The sequence below is a fragment of the Herpetosiphon sp. genome (assembly GCF_003512625.1).
Lineage (GTDB): Bacteria > Chloroflexota > Chloroflexia > Chloroflexales > Herpetosiphonaceae > Herpetosiphon > Herpetosiphon aurantiacus.
In genome coordinates this window covers 26,996-40,500 of sequence record NZ_DOPT01000088.1, presented here as the reverse complement: position 1 = coordinate 40,500, position 13,505 = coordinate 26,996, and the positions used below count along the sequence as shown (strand labels likewise).

Sequence of the window (13,505 nt, the reverse complement as noted above, 5' to 3'; positions counted from 1 at the left end):
GTGATAGGCAATTAGTATAACATAGTTGATTTTCAATCGATAAATATGTTTTGAAGCAGTTTTTTATTGTAAATACACAAAATGTCGCATTTAACGAGGTTTACTAGTTTCAAGCTCGATGTGAGCGGTAATGGTTGCAGATAGCAGCAGGTAAGTATACTTGGGCGCTTCAACAATATTGAGGCGTTTGAATTGAAACTTTTTGTGCCCGCTTCATGCGACAACACGCTATTAGCATACCTTAGACCTAGCCTGTTAGGTGCTTGGAATCAATAAAGATCAATCATGGATGAATGGGAACATTGAGCACGCATAATCGCAGCATTGTCATCAAGCTGTCATCTGCAAGGCTCGTCATGGCGGGGGCTGACTGCTATGCTAGTTAGTAGCAAAAGCAGATTCATCCTAGCCAAGAAGGAGCCAGCAGATGAAATTTATCAATATCAAAAATCACGAAGATGTTAGCGATTTTGCCGATACAGCGTTGGAATGTAAGCAATGCAAGCATCAAATGCGCATCTCTGGGCCATTGCCCAAGAACGCCAAATGTAGCGCTTGTGGCTCAAGCAATGTTGTACGCAAAAACGGCAAATAAGCAGGATTAAAACTTGTAAACGAAGGCTATGAATGATCATAGCCTTTTTTGTTTTAATCTAAGCAGTTTGCCAACATTGGTCAATGCCAACCAGCCTGATAGAGCATGTCCATGCAACAACTACCCAAATCTATCAACAATTAGCTACCAAGGTTGAGCCATTTAAGCTGGTTGACGCGCAATGGCTAGCTCGTTTTTTGCAGCAACTTGAGGCTGAAAACGGGGGTTTTTAGTTCAAAAATTCTAACACTTTCATGGCTAGACAAGGGTGAGCGAATACCGTATAATGGCTAACACGTTCACGTGAGCAATCGCGTGGGCGTTTCTTTTGACTGAGAGTCCTCTCGGTTTTTTTCATTCCATAATCGAGGCAAGTACTATGACCGATAAGCCGTTTTATCTGACTAAAGAGGGTCGTGCGAAACTGGAAGCGGAAATTGAGGAACTTGAAACAACTGGCCGTATGGAAGTTGCCGAGCGGATTCGTCAAGCCAAAGAACTCGGCGATATTTCCGAAAGCGGCGAGTACGAAGATGCCAAAAATAAGCAGGCTTTCCTCGAAGGGCGCATCCGCGAAATCCGTAACATTTTAAATAACGCCCAAATGATTGAAGAAGATGGGGATAACCGCGAGGTACGGCTAGGGTCATCAGTCACGATTCGCTATGAAGACGGCGAAGAAGAAGAATGGATGATTGTCGGTGCTGCCGAAGCTAGCCCCCGCGATGGCAAAATCTCCAATGAATCGCCGATTGGCAGCGCTTTGATGGGTAAACGCGCTCGTCAAAAAGCCACTGCCAGCACCCCCAGCGGGATTATGAAAATGACAGTTCTCAAAATTCGCTAACCAATCCCCACTCAATTCAGTGTGTGACAAAGCCTAAGGCGCACTGGAGAGTGCGCCTTTTGGATTATACAGCGCGTTCTCGGCTATAATAGCCAGCAGGATTCAAGCAGTAGGCCATCCAGCATAGCCCTTTTTCGTTAGCATTAGCACGGGTTGCGCTGGCTCGCTTTACTCTACTATTGAGATTAGCATGGAATTAAACGATTTACAGCAAACACGCTATGGCAAGCTACAGGCGCTGCAAGCCGCTGGCATCGAGCCATATCCAGCCCGAGTGCCGCAACGCACTCATACATTAACCGCCGTGCGTGAGCAATTTTCGGCCCTGGTTGAGGCCAATGCCACGGTAACAATTATGGGGCGCTTGCGCCAACGTCGCGTTATGGGCAAATCAGCGTTCGCCCATTTAAATGATGATCATGGCGCGTTTCAAATTTTCCTCAGCAAAGCCGATGTTGGCGATGAGCCATTCAAGCATTTTGTTGATCTGACTGATCTTGGCGATATTATTGCGGTCACAGGCACGCTCTTTACGACCAAAATGGGCGAACCAAGCGTACATGTCACCAGCTGGACGATGCTCAGCAAGGCGATCACGCCGCCACCCGACAAACGCGAAGGTCAATTTAGCGACCAAGAAGCTCGCCAACGCCAACGCTATGTTGACTTATCCGCCAATCCTGAAGTTCGCGAAATCTTCCGGATTCGCGCTCGTTTGATCACGGCAATGCGGCGCTACCTCGATGAACGCGGCTTTTTGGAAGTTGAAACGCCAGTATTGCAGGGGATTTATGGTGGCGCAGCGGCGCGACCATTCACCACCCATCATAATCAATTGCACCAAGATTTATACCTGCGGATCGCCACCGAGCTCTATTTGAAGCGCTTGATCGTTGGCGGCTTCGATGGTGTGTATGAAATTGGCAAAAACTTCCGCAACGAAGGCGTTGATCGCACCCATAACCCCGAATTTACCATGATCGAGGTCTATCAAGCCTACGGCGATTATGAATCGATTATGCAATTAACCGAGGGCATGATTCGCTTCGCTGCTGAGCAAATTTTTAACAGCACCAGCATCGAATACCAAGGGCATCAGATCGAGCTTGGCGGTTCGTGGCAGCGCTTGACCATGCGCGATGCCATTTTTGAAAAAACCGGGGTTGATATTCGCGAGTGCCGCGAATTTGATACACTATGGGAAGCAATTGGCGAAGCTGGCCTGAAAATTGAGCGCAAGCCAACCTGGGCCAAGCAAGTTGATGAGCTATTTAGTGAGTTTGTTGAGCCTGAGTTGATTCAGCCAACCTTTATCACCGAATACCCTCAGCCACTTTCGCCTTTGGCCAAGCGCAAAGCCGATGATCCACAGTTTGTCGAGCGCTTTGAGCTATTTATGCTTGGAGCCGAAATTGCCAACGCCTTCAGCGAATTAAACGATCCCTTCGATCAAGAGCAACGCTTCTTGGAGCAAGGCCGCGATTATGCTGCTGGCGATGACGAAGCCATGCAAATGGACGAAGATTACCTTGAGGCGCTTAAAGTTGGTATGCCACCAACTGGCGGTTTAGGCATCGGGATCGATCGGCTATGTCTGTTATTTACCAATCAAACTACGATTCGTGAAGTAATCTTCTTCCCGCATTTGCGCAAGCAGGGCGAGGAGTAGCAACGAGGGGCTAGGGACTAGGGGTCAGGGTTCAGAAAATTAGACCCATTAGACCAATACCTGTATCGTCAGATAGATACGAACCAATTGTTCAGAGGCTCGAAGCTAGGAGTACATTAACGACTAGCCCCTGGCCCCTGACCCCTAGCCCCTACTAACAAAGGACCCACATAATGCCACGTTCATTAGTAATCGAGCGGGAAAATTTACCAACCGTGGTGCAAGGCTGGCTCGATGCAATCGGCCTTGAGCATCACGATACCGTCGAATTAGTCTTTACTGAAGGCGAATTGGTGTTGCGCAAGCCACTCAGCCCAGAATTACGGGCTTGGGCTAAGGGCGTAGTCGATGCCTATGATCGCGAGTTTCAATCGTTAATCGGCTTATAACCTGAGCCAGCCGCAACGTTGCGCCGGCTTACTCAATAATGAAGTGGCATATGCACTACTTAAAACGTGAAGATATGTTGGATATTCATGGCTATTTAGTTGAACGATTCGGCGGTCGGCTCGGCCTTAACAGCCTTGATCGACTGATTGGCTTAGTGGTAAGCCAAACTCAGACCTGTTTTGGCGAGGAATTGTATCCTGATTTACCTGCCAAAATTGCCGCCCTGAGCTATACATTCATTAAAAATCGCCCGTTTCGCGCGGGCAATACTGCGACCGCCTTGTTAGTTGCCTTACGTTTGGCCCATATCAACGATCAAACCATCGAAGATATCGAGGGCTTGAGCCATGAACTCGCTGCCGCCGCCCGTTCCGAACGTAGCCAAGAGCAGCTTTTGCAATGGTTCAACGATCATCTGATACCTGGCTCATTGACAATTCAACCACGCTAGGTCAACCGATTTATTCTTGCCGAGGAGCCACGTTTTTTTGCATAGAGCTTCACCCACGTTCGCTGCCACGCTCTATGTGCTCACCACGGTTGTGCTCGCATTTGGCTTTTTTTGGATAAGGAGCTTTTGTGGAACGACGCACAGTGCTGATCACAGGGGCTGCTGGTCGCTGGGGACGGCGATTAGCCCGCCAATTGGCGAAATTTCCGATTGTGCGCGTGATTGGCCTTGATATTACTCCACCAGAACGCCCAATTGATGGCGTTGAGTATATTCAGGCCGATTTACGCAACCCATTGTTGGTCGAATTGCTTCGCACCGAGAAGGTCGAAGGCATTTTACACATGGTCTTTACCTCTGGTTTATCTGGAGGTCGCGGCCTGCTTTCGCCCGAAGATGCCTTTCAAACCAATGTGATGGGCACAATGGAGGTTTTGGCGGCGGCAAATGCTGCTGACGTTAAACAGGTGGTAATCAAAAGCACAACCATGGTTTATGGGGCGCACGTTGATAACCCCTTGTATTTGCATGAAAATGCGCCGCTACGTGGCACTGATGGCAAGCCACTCTTGCGCCATCGCTATGAAATCGAGCGTTTTATCGCTGATTTTCGGCGTAATCACGCCATGAATATTGCGGTTTTGCGCTTTCCAGGCATTGTTGGAGCCAGCGGCGCATCATCAACCATGCGCTACCTAGGTCAACCAACCCCACCAACCCTGCTTGGCTTTGACCCATTGATGCAAATTGTGCATGAGGCCGATGTGATTGGCTCCTTGCTACATGCCTTGGTCGCTGAAGCCAATGGGGTTTTTAATGTTGCTGCCGATGGTGTAATGCCGCTGAGCCAAATGATTCGGCGGGTTGGTCGCCAACCGTTGCCAATTTTCCACCCCTTGGCCTATGCCGCTGGACGATTCGGCTTTGTACGCCACAATCGGCTAGCCAACCAAATTATGCCATTTGAATTAGATTATTTGCGCTTTCCTTGGGTTGCCGATACCACGGCCATGCGCGGCGAATTAAATTACGAGCCACGTCACACCGCCGAGGAAGCGCTCGATGCCTTCCGTAGCTCGTTGCGCTTGAAAAGCTACAGCGATTTATTGCCCAAACGCAAAGCCTACGATGGAATTCAAGCCTTTTTAAATCGTCGCCGTCAGGAGGATGAAGCATGAGCGATCAACCCCAAAAACGTCGCCGTCGCGCTGCTGGCGGTGCTGATGAAGCCGAACAAACAATTCCAGTTGTTGATGCAAGCACTGAAGAAACTGCGCTCACAGCCGCCGATGAATATCCAGTCGAGCCTGAAACTCCAATTGAAGTTGTTAATATCGATAATGATCTGCGACGCACCAGCCAAACGCGGATCGATTCGCTGCTCTCAGCCTTAGAAACCGAAATTCGAGCCTTGCCACCATCGGAAGATGAACGAGAGAGCGCAATCGCCGAAGTGATTCATTTAATTCGTGAATCGCTGACCCGCTGGCCCAAGAAAGCGATCGAAATGGCCGTAACCACGCTCAAAGCCAATATCAACAGCGATTATCTTGATGCCGATTTTTGGAAAGGCATCGGCTTGGTGCTACGCTATCAGCTTGATGCTAACGCCGATATGGTCAAACGGCGCTGGCGTGGCGATTACGCGGTTGATGAATTTGGGCTGGATTATGAATTGCTCGATTTGGCCAAGCCGCTCTTGTTGTTCATGTACCGAAAATATTGGCGGGTCGAAGCAATTGGCCTCGAAAACGTCCCCGATTCTGGCCGTGCTTTGTTAGTTTGTAATCATTCCGGTGTACTGCCTTGGGATGGGGCGATGGTTGGCGCTGCGCTCAATTTTGAGCATGAAGCTGGCCGCGTGTTGCGTAATTTGCACCTGAGCTGGTTCTCGTCATTGCCATTTATCTCGCCCTTGCTCAGCCGTTTAGGCCAAGTTCAAGCCTTGCCTGCCAATGCCGAAGCCCTGCTAGAGCGCGATGAGTTGGTTGGGGTGTTTCCTGAAGGCTTGAAGGGCGTTGGCAAATTGTTCAAAGATCGCTATCGCTTGGCGCGGTTTGGGCGGGGCGGCTTTGTCAAAGTTGCGGTCAAAACTGGTGCGCCAATCATTCCAGTCTCGATTATTGGCGGCGAGGAAATTCACCCGCACTTGCATAATGCCAAGTCGGTAGCCAAACTCTTGGGCTTCCCTTATTTTCCAATCACGCCGACCTTTCCATGGTTGGGGCCATTGGGCCTGATTCCCTTGCCCACCAAATGGACGATCGTGTTTGGCGAGCCAATCGAGACCGAACAATATGGCTCGAAGGGCGCAGAAGATCCATTGTTGATCTCACAATTGACTGAGCAAGTGCGCACGACCATTCAAAATACTTTGCTCGACCACCTTAAAGATCGCTCGAATATTTTCGTTTAGGACTTAAGCTCTACCAAACTCTAACTAAGCCTTGTTTTTTAGCAGGGCTTGGTTGGTTTAACCACCTATCCTCAAATCCCCCTAACTCATTCGAATGGTTGAAGCCCAAGCACAGCTTTAGGTCTAAGCAGCGCCGCCCACATATGCATACAATTGATTGTTACTAGGTTTTTTTGGAGTGTATGACCATGGATGAAATCGATGAAACCGCGCTTATTTTTGAGCGGTCAGCCTTACGCAAACTTTTTCGTAAAGCCGAGGATTATGAACTGCCGCTCGATATTCGGCTCTCGCAGCATGGTTTTTACCATTGGCTGGCCGAACGAACCAATCGGATCTATCTAGTTTGGCATGATGGCACTCAAACGCGAGGAATTGTATTCAACATGTCGGCTCATGCGGGCAAGCCATTTCGCCAACGCCAATGTGATTTATGTGGTCAGTTCGTTGAAGTTGGCGATATGATTTCGGTGCGCAGCCTCAAAGGTCGCCAAGATGCCGCCTATCAGGCCACCTACAGCTATATTTGTGCCGATCTTGAGGATTGTCGGGGTTCAGCGATCAGTACTGGCCAATTAAACCATTTTCTGAACAAACATCGCAGCTAGCGCTCATGGGTAAATCGATCAACCATGGCGCTAATTAAAGGGATGACTTGGCGGCCAAACGCTGCTGGTGATTGGGTACGGGCGCGAGTTTTCCATTCTTGCGCCGCTCCATACAAGGCCCAACTCACCAGCGCGGCGCTCAATTCAAGCGGCTGATAGCGCAAAACTTGGGCTGGGATATGTTGGCGAAACCAAGCCTGAATATGTTTGCAAACTTGAGCCTTAATCTGTACCTCAATCACCGCCTCAAACGTCGAAAAGGTATCTTGACATTCGGTGCCATTAAACATCGTTAGCTGATCGGTAATTGCCAAAAATAGTCGTTCTAAATAAATCTCAGGATCATCAAGCGGCCCAACCAGCCAGCGCTGCAAGGTATCGGCAAAGCAAATCGCCATAATCGCATCGAGCAGGGCATGTTTATCGGGAAAATGCGCGTAAAATGTCGCGCGATTGACTCCAGCTTGGCGGGCAATATCCCGCACAGTAATTTCATCAAACAATTTTGCATGCATCAACTGATTAAAGGCATCGATTAACCGTTGGCGCGTGCGGGTAATCCGTGGGTCGATTGGCAAATCAACATGAATCAAAGTTGTACCTAATTTTGCAACTAAACAACACTTGTAGCTTATTGTTGGTTGACGCAGGTTTTTTAGCCTACTATCATACACATGTTGTCTAAATTATTGATGGCTATATGCAAGGATGGTAGCACGGCCCCTAGCCCCAAGCAAGCCACAATAATCGCGATAGCAACAGTTCAGCTAGTTAGGTTAACCAGAAGGAGTGTTCAATGACCACACCACGGATCGCGATCATCATCAGCAGCACCCGTCAAGCACGTTTAGGCGAAAAAGTTGCCCAATGGGTGCTAGAGCATGCCGCTACCCGCACCGATTTAGCCTTTGAGCTGGTTGATTTGCGCGAAGTAAATTTGCCATTTTTCGATGAAGTTGCCTCCAATGCGTGGGTTCCTTCAACCAACGAAACGGCCCAACAATGGCAAAAAACCGTTGGTAGTTTTGATGGCTATATTTTCATTACCGCCGAATATAATCACAGTATCACCGCTGCACTGAAAAACGCGCTTGACTATGCCTCGCCTGAATGGAACAAAAAGCCTGCCGCAGCAGTTGGCTACGGTGGAGTTGGCGGCGCTCGCGCTGTCGAGCATCTACGTGGCATTGCAGTTGAGTTGCAAATGGCTCCGACCCGCACCGCAGTCCATATCGGCGGAACCGATTTTATTGGGATTTGGCAACAAGGTGTCGCATTGAACGATCTACCACACCTCTTGCCAACCCTTAATACCTTATTCGATGAACTCAGTTGGTGGGCAAAAGCGCTCAAAACTGCCCGCGAACAAGCATAATCAGCACTGGTAAAATTCCGTTAATTTTGCTAGCATATGTGCCATGCACGGTTAGCAATAGGAGTTGCCATGAACATCGTTCTTTGGATTATTCAAGGCTTGCTCGCGTTGGTATTTGGCGGAGCCGGAGCGTTCAAACTGATTCAACCCAAGGATAAAATTGCGGCTCAGCTGGCTTGGGCCAAAGATTTCACGCCAAACACGATCAAGTTGATCGGTGGGGTCGAAGTTTTGGGGGCACTCGGCTTAATTTTGCCATGGCTCACCGGAATTGCTCCGATTTTAACTCCCTTGGCCGCACTTGGGCTGGCACTTACGATGTTTGTGGCTGGCTTAGTTCATGCTCGGCTCAAAGAATACCCCATGGTTGGTATCAATATCGTTTTACTCAGTTTGGCGCTTTTCGTGGCCTACGAACGCTTTTAACCTCAATTGAAACCACGGTTGGCTTGTTGCTAAGGCACAAGTCAGCCTTTTTAATTTAATCGATCATCGCCAGATTCGACTTCACTATAACTATTAACATTCATTAATAACTCTAAAGAAATTAAGTAGATTTTAATAAACATCCCATGCTACGATGGCCTAACCAAGGTTGAATCGATGACCGATTGTTTTGTTCTTGCTTGGGATCGATTCCAAATCATCCTTGGAATTGTTCAGCTGTGGTTAGGAGTACCAATGATGGTGAATCCAAAACGGGGATGGCGTTTATTAATGATTATGCTGATGCTTGGATTGGTTTGGACACAGAGCCAAAAACCAGCCCAAGCGCAAACGAGCAGTGCTTGTTCGATTAGCTATAGCATTGTTGGGCAGTGGCAAGGTGGTTTTCAGGGCGATATCGCGATTCGTAACACTGGCACAAGCCCAATCAACAATTGGACATTAACTTGGAGTTTCAATAATCAAGCTATTTCACAATTATGGGGTGGCAATTATAGCCAAACAAACAATGCCGTCAGTGTTAGCAATATGGCTTGGAATGGCACAATTGCCAGCAACTCCAGCGTAAGTTTGGGCTTTATTGCTAGCTGGACAGGCAGCAATCCAATTCCTAGCCATTTTCAGGTGAATGGTATCGCCTGCAATGGCGGCATTACACCAACCGCGACCGGCGTTGTGCCAACTGCCACCCGCACACCAATGCCGAGCACTGCAACCGCAATTCCCACAGCAACCCGCACGCCTGCGCCTTCAGCCACAACAGTTGTGCCAACCGCAACCCGCACGCCTGCGCCAACCGCAACTCGCACACCTGCACCGACTGCAACTCGCACGCCAACCGTTACGCCAACGGGCTGGAATCCGCCAAGCAATTTGGTAACACCACTGAATGAAGTTTGGCAGCATGTCGAATCGACCTATGGCAATTTGTATGGTTTTCGCAATTACGGCTGGGATCAAGTGATTGCAGGCAATGGCTCGATTAATTATTGTGTACGCTGGGATTCGGATGCTCCAGTTTCCGCCGCCTTGCGCGACCAAATTCATGCCTCGCTGGCGCGACAATTCAAAAAATGGATGGATGCGATGCTTGATAATGGTCAAGGCACCAACGGCTGGCCTTACACCAATGTCAATATCAAAGTGGTTGGCTGGGCCGTGCGCGATCGCAGCACCCTGCAATGGAGCGATAACTCAGTTGATATTTATGTCAATAATATCGCTGAAAATGCACCGCAATGTGCTCCGCCATGTGGCCGTTTCTTCAACCAAGATGGCGATTATTCCGATTGTCCTGGCGGCTTCGATCACCACTACGATATGTCGTTGTGGCTGACCAAGGGTATGGCTGGCGGCGCTGGGGGCGATTGGGGTCAGCGGGTTGGCAGCGAATATTTCGTCAACAACCTCAACAGCGAGAATATTCACATCTTTCTGCATGAAGTTGGCCATACCTTTGGGCTTGACGATTTTTACGATTGGACACCGACTGGCATCAACAGCTTTATTATGAATGCTGGCAGCGCTAGCCAAATTACTGAGTTTGATAAATGGATGTTGCGCGACTTCTGGCGACATCTCAAGAGCCGCTACGGCTACTAAATTCGCTGCACACCTCACGCCAACGGCCAGCCTCGCGCTGGTCGTTCCTTTTTTAGCGCTTGACAAACTGAGTATATGCTGTATATACTGTATATATGAACATACACAGTGATTTAAGTATTTCACGCACTGATGGCCGCCCGATGTATCTACAAATTATCGAGCAGATCAAACAGCGGATCGCGATTGGCGACTGGCCAGCAGGCAGTGAAATTCCCTCAATTCGTCAGCTAGCAATTGATCTACGAATTAGCGTCATTACGGTCAAGCGAGCATATTTCGAGCTAGAACATGAGGGAATTATTGTGACTCAGCATGGCAAAGGCTCGTTTGTTGCCACTAATACCCAGCTTAGTCGCCAATTATGGGAGGATGAATTGGATTCGTATCTTGAGCAAGTAGCTCGTTTAGCAGCATTATTAGGCTTATCCAACGAACAATTAATCCATCGCTTACAAGCTGCGGCTGCTCAACAACAACAGGAGCTTTTATGAATACGCATGCCGTCGAGCTACACAAGGTTGGTAAACGCTATAAATATTTCAGCTTAAACGATATTTCGTTGAGCCTACCAACTGGCAGTATCACCGGATTTATTGGAGTCAACGGTGCAGGCAAATCAACCACGATTCGCATTTTATTAGGCCTTGTGCATCAAGATCATGGTTCGGTGCAGGTTTTGGGTCAAGCCATGCCGGAGCAACAAGTGCTGGCCAAACGCGAGATTGGCTATGTTTCCGAGGATATGCGCTTGTATCCCAAGGCTAGTTTGGCTTGGCATATGCAATTTATCCAGTCGATTTACCCAAATTGGGATCAAGCCTATGCTGAGCAATTGCTCAAACGTTTCGACCTGCGTGCTGAACAGAAGATTAAAGGCCTATCGCATGGTCAGCGCGTCAAAGCGAGCTTACTGTTGGCCTTAGCACGCCGACCCAAATTGCTGATTCTCGATGAACCGACGACTGGGCTTGATCCGGTGGCACGCCAAGAAGTGCTCACCGCATTGATCGAAGTGTTAGCCGATGAAGATCGCACAATTTTATTTTCATCGCACAACACGCTTGATGTTGAGCAAATTTCCGATCAAGTTGTGTTTATTGATCAAGGTTCAATTATCGAAGCACGTTCAAAAGAAGATTTGCTTGATGCTTGGCGGCGCTTGCGTGTGCGCGTTGCGCCAGATCAAACGGTTGCCCAATTGCCATATGTCCTGCAACACCAAGGCCATGGCCAACTCCAAACAATTATTACCAATCGGTATAGCCCTGAATTGCAGCAAACCTATCAACAAGCAGGCCTAGAAATTCAGGCAGTCGAATTATTAACCCTCGAAGAAATTTTTGTTGCCTCGATTCAAGCGCGGCGCGAAGGAAAAAATCTATGAATTCGATGATTAACCATTTAGTGCGCAAAGATTGGCAAATTAATCGCACGATGATGTCAATTTACCTCGGTGCCATGCTAGTTGCGCTAGCAATGCTCCTTGCTGATGATAATAGTTTTGTATTTGGAATTGGGGTAATTCTGATTCTGACGGTATTAATGATTTTGGGCATTCATCTCACAACCAGCAACGTGATTAGCGAACACACCCAAAAAACCTTGGCGTTTATTATGAGTTTGCCAGTTTCTGGACGTCAATATGCCTTGGCCAAAATTTTGGCCAATCTATCGATGTTTTTGCTGCCTTGGTTGCTGGCCTTGGTTGGCAGTTGGCTAATTATTCTCAGCCGTGATAGCCTGCCCAATGGCTTGGCTGCAATAACAACATTGGCATTGATCGAAATTTTGCTAAGCTATTGTTTAATTATGATGATGGGACTGGTGACAGGCTCGCAGCATGGGGCAATTGGAGCCATGGCTCTCGCAAATTTGGGGTTTCAAGGGTTTTTATGGGGTATTCTGCAAATTCCAGCGATTGCCCAACATCGTGATAGCAACAGCCTAGCCTGGAATAGCACCGAACTGAGCATTTTGGCAATCCAACTAGTGATTATCGTAGGTTTATTGGGCATCACACTTGTCGTCCAACAACGCAAAACCAACTTTATTTAGCAAACAGCGCTAGCTACGTGGCTAGCGCAACCATGATTAATGATAGCGCTCAAGCGTGGCATAGGCTACACCACTTTGCAAATTGCCGCGTACAATCAAATCGTTGAGATTCACGCCCAAGCCAACCAAGGTTTGGGCAACTTCTGGGCGAATGCCAGTTAAAATAACCTGACCGCCAAGCAAACGCACCGATTGCGCCGCTTGAATCAGCACATGGGCCACCTGAGTATCCACAATCGGCACCCCAGTAATATCCAAAATGGCAAAACGCGCGGTCATGTGACTAATGCCATGCAGCAAAGTTTCCATCATCTGCTGTGCCCGCCGCGTATCGACCGCCCCAATCAGCGGCATAATCACCACACTATCGGTAATTGGAATTAATGGAGTTGAAATATCAGCCAATGCTTCCTGTTGGCTATTAATAATCGCCTGTTGCTCCATCATATGGCGTTGGGCTTCGAGCACCTGCTTTTGCTCGGTAATATCGGCAACTTTGATACACAAAATATCGTTGGTAAGCGGAATCGCTGAAAGCTGGGCAATTCGAACCCCAATATCTGGCACTTTGACGGTTAATTCATTCAAATGCACCATCTCACCTGAATCCAGCGCATGCTGATAGCGATCAAAAACCATGGGTGGCACATCGGGGAAAATATCTTTAATCAACTTGCCCACGTGGAGGCGCATATCAATCGGTGCATTGGGCATCAAACCATTGGTAAAAATTAAGCGCAGCGAGGTCGGATCATTGGGATCTTCGCGTTGTAACAAATCGATGCCAATTGGCAAGCGTTTGACCAGATTTTCAAATAACTCGGCTTGGCGTTGGGCGTGGGCTAATTGGGCCTGTAATTCGGCAATTTGGGCCTGGAGTGCGGCGGAATCTGATGCTGAATTGCTCATGTCAACGCTCCAAGGTTGATACAAAGGAGTTCAACGATCACGACGATGCAGCGAGTAAAGGTCAGCCAACAGCGAAATCATTCAGATATACAGGGTATTGTATGTCAAGCTAGGCCTTAAGCATAGCATGATTTTGCC

General features: G+C 48.3%; 16 protein-coding genes and 1 pseudogene. 15 read left to right on the top strand and 2 right to left on the bottom strand.

The annotated features are described in order from the left end of the window. Positions 1–427: 427 nt before the first annotated feature. The 8 genes from DEF47_RS18740 to DEF47_RS18705 all read left to right on the top strand — a co-directional run bounded on the left by DEF47_RS18740 (position 428) and on the right by DEF47_RS18705 (position 6,976). The gene (locus DEF47_RS18740; protein WP_287045291.1) at positions 428–595 is read left to right on the top strand and encodes a hypothetical protein; all 168 of its coding nucleotides are present in this window, start codon (positions 428–430) and stop codon (positions 593–595) included. 379 nt (positions 596–974) lie between these two features. Next, entirely contained in the window at positions 975–1,442 is a 468-nt protein-coding gene (gene greA, locus DEF47_RS18735; protein WP_012189225.1) for a transcription elongation factor GreA, read from the top strand. 190 nt (positions 1,443–1,632) lie between these two features. Beyond that, positions 1,633–3,111: a lysine--tRNA ligase gene (gene lysS / locus DEF47_RS18730; protein ID WP_012189224.1), complete on the top strand. Its 1,479-nt coding sequence runs from the start codon at positions 1,633–1,635 to the stop codon at positions 3,109–3,111. A gap of 173 nt (positions 3,112–3,284) precedes the next feature. Beyond that, on the top strand, positions 3,285–3,500 hold the full coding sequence (locus tag DEF47_RS18725) for a hypothetical protein (protein WP_012189223.1): 216 nt from the start codon (positions 3,285–3,287) through the stop codon (positions 3,498–3,500). Between the two features lie 50 nt (positions 3,501–3,550). Then, positions 3,551–3,952: a type II toxin-antitoxin system death-on-curing family toxin gene (locus tag DEF47_RS18720; RefSeq protein ID WP_287045290.1), complete on the top strand. Its 402-nt coding sequence runs from the start codon at positions 3,551–3,553 to the stop codon at positions 3,950–3,952. A gap of 128 nt (positions 3,953–4,080) precedes the next feature. Continuing rightward, positions 4,081–5,130 (top strand): NAD-dependent epimerase/dehydratase family protein, encoded by a 1,050-nt coding sequence (locus DEF47_RS18715; protein WP_012189221.1) that lies wholly within the window; start codon positions 4,081–4,083, stop codon positions 5,128–5,130. After that, positions 5,127–6,368, top strand: coding sequence for a lysophospholipid acyltransferase family protein (locus tag DEF47_RS18710; RefSeq protein ID WP_012189220.1), 1,242 nt, complete (start codon positions 5,127–5,129; stop codon positions 6,366–6,368). Before DEF47_RS18715 ends, DEF47_RS18710 begins: the two co-directional genes overlap by 4 nt. Before the next feature lie 182 nt (positions 6,369–6,550). Beyond that, positions 6,551–6,976 (top strand): FBP domain-containing protein, encoded by a 426-nt coding sequence (locus DEF47_RS18705; RefSeq protein ID WP_287045289.1) that lies wholly within the window; start codon positions 6,551–6,553, stop codon positions 6,974–6,976. On the opposite strand, the gene DEF47_RS18700 is transcribed toward DEF47_RS18705, so the two are convergent. Beyond that, positions 6,973–7,569: a TetR/AcrR family transcriptional regulator gene (locus DEF47_RS18700; protein ID WP_287045288.1), complete on the bottom strand. Its 597-nt coding sequence runs from the start codon at positions 7,567–7,569 to the stop codon at positions 6,973–6,975. The genes DEF47_RS18705 and DEF47_RS18700 overlap by 4 nt on opposite strands. A 203-nt stretch (positions 7,570–7,772) precedes the next feature. On the opposite strand from DEF47_RS18700, the gene DEF47_RS18695 reads away from it, so the two are divergent. The 7 genes and pseudogenes from DEF47_RS18695 (at position 7,773) to DEF47_RS18670 (ending at position 12,458) form a co-directional block, all read left to right on the top strand. Further along, positions 7,773–8,351: an NADPH-dependent FMN reductase gene (locus DEF47_RS18695; protein ID WP_012189217.1), complete on the top strand. Its 579-nt coding sequence runs from the start codon at positions 7,773–7,775 to the stop codon at positions 8,349–8,351. Between the two features lie 69 nt (positions 8,352–8,420). Next, positions 8,421–8,777 carry a DoxX family protein gene (locus DEF47_RS18690; RefSeq protein ID WP_012189216.1) on the top strand — a complete coding sequence of 119 codons (357 nt, stop codon included), beginning with the start codon at positions 8,421–8,423 and terminating at the stop codon, positions 8,775–8,777. Positions 8,778–8,954: 177 nt separating this feature from the next. Beyond that, positions 8,955–9,428, top strand: a pseudogene (locus DEF47_RS25210) (cellulose binding domain-containing protein); the annotation flags it as partial. Between the two features lie 69 nt (positions 9,429–9,497). Further along, positions 9,498–10,400, top strand: coding sequence for a hypothetical protein (locus DEF47_RS18685; RefSeq protein WP_353845099.1), 903 nt, complete (start codon positions 9,498–9,500; stop codon positions 10,398–10,400). Positions 10,401–10,495: 95 nt separating this feature from the next. Next, positions 10,496–10,894 (top strand): GntR family transcriptional regulator, encoded by a 399-nt coding sequence (locus DEF47_RS18680; RefSeq protein WP_012189214.1) that lies wholly within the window; start codon positions 10,496–10,498, stop codon positions 10,892–10,894. After that, complete coding sequence (locus DEF47_RS18675) at positions 10,891–11,787, top strand: ABC transporter ATP-binding protein (RefSeq protein ID WP_012189213.1); 897 nt, start codon at positions 10,891–10,893, stop codon at positions 11,785–11,787. The genes DEF47_RS18680 and DEF47_RS18675 overlap by 4 nt, the downstream gene beginning before the upstream one ends. Further along, the gene (locus DEF47_RS18670) at positions 11,784–12,458 is read left to right on the top strand and encodes an ABC transporter permease (protein WP_012189212.1); all 675 of its coding nucleotides are present in this window, start codon (positions 11,784–11,786) and stop codon (positions 12,456–12,458) included. Before DEF47_RS18675 ends, DEF47_RS18670 begins: the two co-directional genes overlap by 4 nt. Before the next feature lie 36 nt (positions 12,459–12,494). On the opposite strand, the gene DEF47_RS18665 is transcribed toward DEF47_RS18670, so the two are convergent. Continuing rightward, positions 12,495–13,367, bottom strand: a complete 873-nt coding sequence (locus DEF47_RS18665; RefSeq protein ID WP_012189211.1) for an STAS domain-containing protein — start codon at positions 13,365–13,367, stop codon at positions 12,495–12,497. Positions 13,368–13,505: the final 138 nt, after the last annotated feature.

Coding starts and splice junctions, on each gene's coding strand:
- greA (WP_012189225.1), top strand. CDS start 975: ATGACCGATAAGCCGTTTTATCTGACTAAAGAGGGTCGTGCGAAACTG.
- DEF47_RS18675 (WP_012189213.1), top strand. CDS start 10,891: ATGAATACGCATGCCGTCGAGCTACACAAGGTTGGTAAACGCTATAAA.
- DEF47_RS18695 (WP_012189217.1), top strand. CDS start 7,773: ATGACCACACCACGGATCGCGATCATCATCAGCAGCACCCGTCAAGCA.
- DEF47_RS18685 (WP_353845099.1), top strand. CDS start 9,498: ATGCCGAGCACTGCAACCGCAATTCCCACAGCAACCCGCACGCCTGCG.
- DEF47_RS18670 (WP_012189212.1), top strand. CDS start 11,784: ATGAATTCGATGATTAACCATTTAGTGCGCAAAGATTGGCAAATTAAT.
- DEF47_RS18665 (WP_012189211.1), bottom strand. CDS start 13,367: ATGAGCAATTCAGCATCAGATTCCGCCGCACTCCAGGCCCAAATTGCC.
- DEF47_RS18740 (WP_287045291.1), top strand. CDS start 428: ATGAAATTTATCAATATCAAAAATCACGAAGATGTTAGCGATTTTGCC.
- DEF47_RS18705 (WP_287045289.1), top strand. CDS start 6,551: ATGACCATGGATGAAATCGATGAAACCGCGCTTATTTTTGAGCGGTCA.
- lysS (WP_012189224.1), top strand. CDS start 1,633: ATGGAATTAAACGATTTACAGCAAACACGCTATGGCAAGCTACAGGCG.
- DEF47_RS18720 (WP_287045290.1), top strand. CDS start 3,551: ATGCACTACTTAAAACGTGAAGATATGTTGGATATTCATGGCTATTTA.
- DEF47_RS18725 (WP_012189223.1), top strand. CDS start 3,285: ATGCCACGTTCATTAGTAATCGAGCGGGAAAATTTACCAACCGTGGTG.
- DEF47_RS18680 (WP_012189214.1), top strand. CDS start 10,496: ATGAACATACACAGTGATTTAAGTATTTCACGCACTGATGGCCGCCCG.
- DEF47_RS18690 (WP_012189216.1), top strand. CDS start 8,421: ATGAACATCGTTCTTTGGATTATTCAAGGCTTGCTCGCGTTGGTATTT.
- DEF47_RS18710 (WP_012189220.1), top strand. CDS start 5,127: ATGAGCGATCAACCCCAAAAACGTCGCCGTCGCGCTGCTGGCGGTGCT.